The organism is Micromonospora sp. NPDC048170 (genome assembly GCF_040652795.1).
Classification (GTDB): Bacteria; Actinomycetota; Actinomycetes; order Mycobacteriales; family Micromonosporaceae; genus Micromonospora.
Genome location: NZ_JBEZMR010000063.1, coordinates 1 through 5,292 on the forward strand (window position 1 = coordinate 1; position 5,292 = coordinate 5,292).

The 5,292-nt window shown below is 57.7% G+C and carries 3 rRNA genes; all 3 read left to right on the top strand.

The window, feature by feature from the left end:
- Positions 1 to 68 precede the first annotated feature (68 nt).
- Positions 69 to 1,584, top strand: a 16S ribosomal RNA gene (locus AB0D32_RS32540).
- A gap of 376 nt (positions 1,585 to 1,960) precedes the next feature.
- A 23S ribosomal RNA gene (locus AB0D32_RS32545) occupies positions 1,961 to 5,071 on the top strand.
- An 87-nt stretch (positions 5,072 to 5,158) separates the two neighbouring features.
- A 5S ribosomal RNA gene (gene rrf, locus AB0D32_RS32550) occupies positions 5,159 to 5,275 on the top strand.
- Together the 16S, 23S and 5S rRNA genes form the textbook arrangement of a ribosomal RNA operon.
- Positions 5,276 to 5,292 lie beyond the last annotated feature (17 nt).

A 5,292-nucleotide genomic window follows, 5' to 3' on the forward strand; every position in this document is an offset into this window, starting at 1 on the left:
ATGGTTTGGCTGGTTTTGGATTCCTTTGGCAACACTTTTTGTTGTCGGGACAGTTTTTCAACAAGTTTTTGTTGGAGAGTTTGATCCTGGCTCAGGACGAACGCTGGCGGCGTGCTTAACACATGCAAGTCGAGCGGAAAGGCCCTTCGGGGTACTCGAGCGGCGAACGGGTGAGTAACACGTGAGCAACCTGCCCTAGGCTTTGGGATAACCCTCGGAAACGGGGGCTAATACCGGATATGACCTTACATCGCATGGTGTTTGGTGGAAAGTTTTTCGGCCTGGGATGGGCTCGCGGCCTATCAGCTTGTTGGTGGGGTGATGGCCTACCAAGGCGACGACGGGTAGCCGGCCTGAGAGGGCGACCGGCCACACTGGGACTGAGACACGGCCCAGACTCCTACGGGAGGCAGCAGTGGGGAATATTGCACAATGGGCGGAAGCCTGATGCAGCGACGCCGCGTGAGGGATGACGGCCTTCGGGTTGTAAACCTCTTTCAGCAGGGACGAAGCGTAAGTGACGGTACCTGCAGAAGAAGCACCGGCCAACTACGTGCCAGCAGCCGCGGTAAGACGTAGGGTGCGAGCGTTGTCCGGATTTATTGGGCGTAAAGAGCTCGTAGGCGGCTTGTCGCGTCGACTGTGAAAACCCGCAGCTCAACTGCGGGCCTGCAGTCGATACGGGCAGGCTAGAGTTCGGTAGGGGAGACTGGAATTCCTGGTGTAGCGGTGAAATGCGCAGATATCAGGAGGAACACCGGTGGCGAAGGCGGGTCTCTGGGCCGATACTGACGCTGAGGAGCGAAAGCGTGGGGAGCGAACAGGATTAGATACCCTGGTAGTCCACGCTGTAAACGTTGGGCGCTAGGTGTGGGGGGCCTCTCCGGTTCCCTGTGCCGCAGCTAACGCATTAAGCGCCCCGCCTGGGGAGTACGGCCGCAAGGCTAAAACTCAAAGGAATTGACGGGGGCCCGCACAAGCGGCGGAGCATGCGGATTAATTCGATGCAACGCGAAGAACCTTACCTGGGTTTGACATGGCCGCAAAACTCGCAGAGATGTGAGGTCCTTCGGGGGCGGTCACAGGTGGTGCATGGCTGTCGTCAGCTCGTGTCGTGAGATGTTGGGTTAAGTCCCGCAACGAGCGCAACCCTCGTTCGATGTTGCCAGCGCGTTATGGCGGGGACTCATCGAAGACTGCCGGGGTCAACTCGGAGGAAGGTGGGGATGACGTCAAGTCATCATGCCCCTTATGTCCAGGGCTTCACGCATGCTACAATGGCCGGTACAATGGGCTGCGATACCGTGAGGTGGAGCGAATCCCAAAAAGCCGGTCTCAGTTCGGATCGGGGTCTGCAACTCGACCCCGTGAAGTCGGAGTCGCTAGTAATCGCAGATCAGCAACGCTGCGGTGAATACGTTCCCGGGCCTTGTACACACCGCCCGTCACGTCACGAAAGTCGGCAACACCCGAAGCCGGTGGCCCAACCCGTATGGGAGGGAGCCGTCGAAGGTGGGGCTGGCGATTGGGACGAAGTCGTAACAAGGTAGCCGTACCGGAAGGTGCGGCTGGATCACCTCCTTTCTAAGGAGCACCTTCCGACGAAAGTCGGTAAGGAGCCCGCACTGCCCGAGTGTGGTGGTGGGGTGCTCATATGGCGGAGACACTGGCGAGTTTTTCTTCGGCAACGGCCGGGACACCTAGTACAGCTGCCCCTGGGGTGGTGGGAACGGATGTTGTGGTGCGGCTGGAGGAGGATGTAGAGCACCCTGTTGGGTCCTGAAGGAACAACCATGGGTTGGTTCTTTCGGAGGCCGTGGGCGAGCGTGATGCGCTTGTCGGGCTGCCAGGCATGGCCTGGTCTCACATACCGTCGGCGGTTGTCGGGCTGGTGTGGGGCTGTTCGGGTTGTGGGTTGGTCGTTTGTTGAGAATTGCACAGTGGACGCGAGCATCTTTGTGGTCAAGTTGTCAAGGGCGAACGGTGGATGCCTTGGCACCAGGAGCCGATGAAGGACGTGGGAGGCCGCGATAGGCCTGGGGGAGCTGTCAACCAAGCTGTGATCCCAGGGTGTCCGAATGGGGAAACCTGGCTGGAGTCATGTCCAGTCACCTACACCTGAACACATAGGGTGTATGGGGGGAACGCGGGGAAGTGAAACATCTCAGTACCCGTAGGAAGAGAAAACAAATTTAGTGATTCCGTGAGTAGTGGCGAGCGAAAGCGGATTGAGGCTAAACCGGCTGCGTGTGATACCTGTCAGGGGTTGCGTGGTCGGGGTTGTGGGACCCTGCTGAGTGTACTGACATGCATTCGAGGAGTTATAAAGCCAGTTGCTAGCCGAACAGTCTGGAATGGCTGACCGTAGGCGGTGAGAGTCCGGTAGGTGAAAGTGGCTGGTCTTCTGTGGGTGTTCCCGAGTAGCGGCGGACCCCTGTAATCTGCCGTGAATCTGCCAGGACCACCTGGTAAGCCTAAATACTTCCTGGTGACCGATAGCGGACGAGTACCGTGAGGGAATGGTGAAAAGTACCCCGGGAGGGGAGTGAAATAGTACCTGAAACCGTTCGCCTACAATCCGTCGGAGCCTTGCGGGGTGACGGCGTGCCTTTTGAAGAATGAGCCTGCGAGTTAGTGGCATGTGGCGAGGTTAACCCGTGTGGGGGAGCCGTAGCGAAAGCGAGTCTGAATAGGGCGTTCAGTCGCGTGTCCTAGACCCGAAGCGGAGTGATCTAGCCATGGGCAGGCTGAAGCGCGGGTAAGACCGCGTGGAGGGCCGAACCCACCAACGTTGAAAAGTTGGGGGATGACCTGTGGTTAGGGGTGAAAGGCCAATCAAACTCCGTGATAGCTGGTTCTCCCCGAAATGCATTTAGGTGCAGCGTCGCGTGTTTCTTGCCGGAGGTAGAGCACTGGATGGTCTAGGGGGCCCACAAGCTTACCGAAATCAGCCAAACTCCGAATGCCGGTAAGTGAGAGCGCGGCAGTGAGACTGCGGGGGATAAGCTTCGTAGTCGAGAGGGAAACAGCCCAGATCACCAGCTAAGGCCCCTAAGCGTGTGCTAAGTGGAAAAGGATGTGGGGTCGCATAGACAACCAGGAGGTTGGCTTAGAAGCAGCCATCCTTTAAAGAGTGCGTAATAGCTCACTGGTCAAGTGGTTCCGCGCCGACAATGTAGCGGGGCTCAAGCACACCGCCGAAGCTGTGGCATTCACATTTCAACCTCGCTTGGACTTGATTCCTTGTGCAGGTGTGTGGATGGGTAGGGGAGCGTCGTGCCGGGGGTGAAGCAGCGGGGTGACCTAGTTGTGGACGCGGCACGAGTGAGAATGCAGGCATGAGTAGCGAAAGAAGGGTGAGAAACCCTTCCGCCGGATGACCAAGGGTTCCAGGGCCAGGCTAATCCGCCCTGGGTGAGTCGGGACCTAAGGCGAGGCCGAGAGGCGTAGTCGATGGACAACGGGTTGATATTCCCGTACCCGCGAAAGAGCGCCCGTGATGAACTTCGTTGTGCTAACCACCCAAACCAGTTGAGGCCTTCGGGCTGATGTTGGGGAGCGTGGGAACCTGGCGGGTAGTAGTCAAGCGATGGGGTGACGCAGGAAGGTAGCTGAGCCCGGCCGGTGGTTGTGCCGGGGTAAGCGTGTAGGCCGGTGTGTAGGCAAATCCGCACACCATTAGGGCTGAGACGTGATGCCGAGCCGATTCAGGTGAAGTCAGTGATCCTATGCTGCCGAGAAAAGCCTCTAGCGAGTTCTTAGCGGCCCGTACCCCAAACCGACACAGGTGGTCAGGTAGAGAATACCGAGGCGATCGGGCGAACTGTGGTTAAGGAACTCGGCAAATTGCCCCCGTAACTTAGGGAGAAGGGGGGCCGGAGACGTGAAGCCCCGCGCGGGTGGAGCGTTGTATGGCCGCAGAGAGCAGGGGGAAGCGACTGTTTACTAAAAACACAGGTCCATGCGAAGAAGTAATTCGATGTATATGGACTGACGCCTGCCCGGTGCTGGAACGTTAAGGGGACCTGTTAGCTCTTCGGGGCGAAGCGGAGAACTTAAGCGCCAGTAAACGGCGGTGGTAACTATAACCATCCTAAGGTAGCGAAATTCCTTGTCGGGTAAGTTCCGACCTGCACGAATGGCGTAACGACTTCCCCACTGTCTCAACCACAGGCCCGGCGAAATTGCATTACGAGTAAAGATGCTCGTTACGCGCGGCAGGACGGAAAGACCCCGGGACCTTTACTATAGCTTGACATTGGTATTCGAATTAGCTTGTGTAGGATAGGTGGGAGCCGGTGAAACCTGTACGCCAGTATGGGTGGAGGCAATCTTGAAATACCACTCTGGTTGATTTGGGTATCTAACTTCGGACCGTTATCCGGTTCAGGGACAGTGTCTGGTGGGTAGTTTAACTGGGGCGGTTGCCTCCTAAAGGGTAACGGAGGCGCCCAAAGGTTCCCTCAGCCTGGTTGGCAATCAGGTGTTGAGTGCAAGTACACAAGGGAGCTTGACTGTGAGACTGACAGGTCGAGCAGGGACGAAAGTCGGGACTAGTGATCCGGCACTTGCGAGTGGAAGCGGTGTCGCTCAACGGATAAAAGGTACCCCGGGGATAACAGGCTGATCTTCCCCAAGAGTCCATATCGACGGGATGGTTTGGCACCTCGATGTCGGCTCGTCGCATCCTGGGGCTGTAGCAGGTCCCAAGGGTTGGGCTGTTCGCCCATTAAAGCGGTACGCGAGCTGGGTTTAGAACGTCGTGAGACAGTTCGGTCCCTATCCGCCGTGCGCGTAGGATACTTGAGAAGGGCTGTCCCTAGTACGAGAGGACCGGGACGGACGAACCTCTGGTGTGCCAGTTGTCCCGCCAGGGGCACGGCTGGTTAGCTACGTTCGGAAGGGATAACCGCTGAAAGCATCTAAGCGGGAAGCTCGCTTCAAGATGAGGTATCCCACCCCACTTTGTGGGGGTAAGGCCCCCAGCTAGACGACTGGGTTGATAGGCCGGAAATGTAAGCCCGGTAACGGGTTCAGTTGACCGGTACTAATAGGCCGAGGACTTGACTACTAAGCTGCTACGCGTCCACTGTGCAACTCTCGACAAACGAACAACAGACCACGGTGTGTGTGGTGTTGTTTGATATGTTGATAGAGTTACGGCGGTCATGGCGGAGGGGAAACGCCCGGTTACATTCCGAACCCGGAAGCTAAGCCCTCCAGCGCCGATGGTACTGCACTCGGGAGGGTGTGGGAGAGTAGGACACCGCCGGACAATCTTCCAGTTCAGGG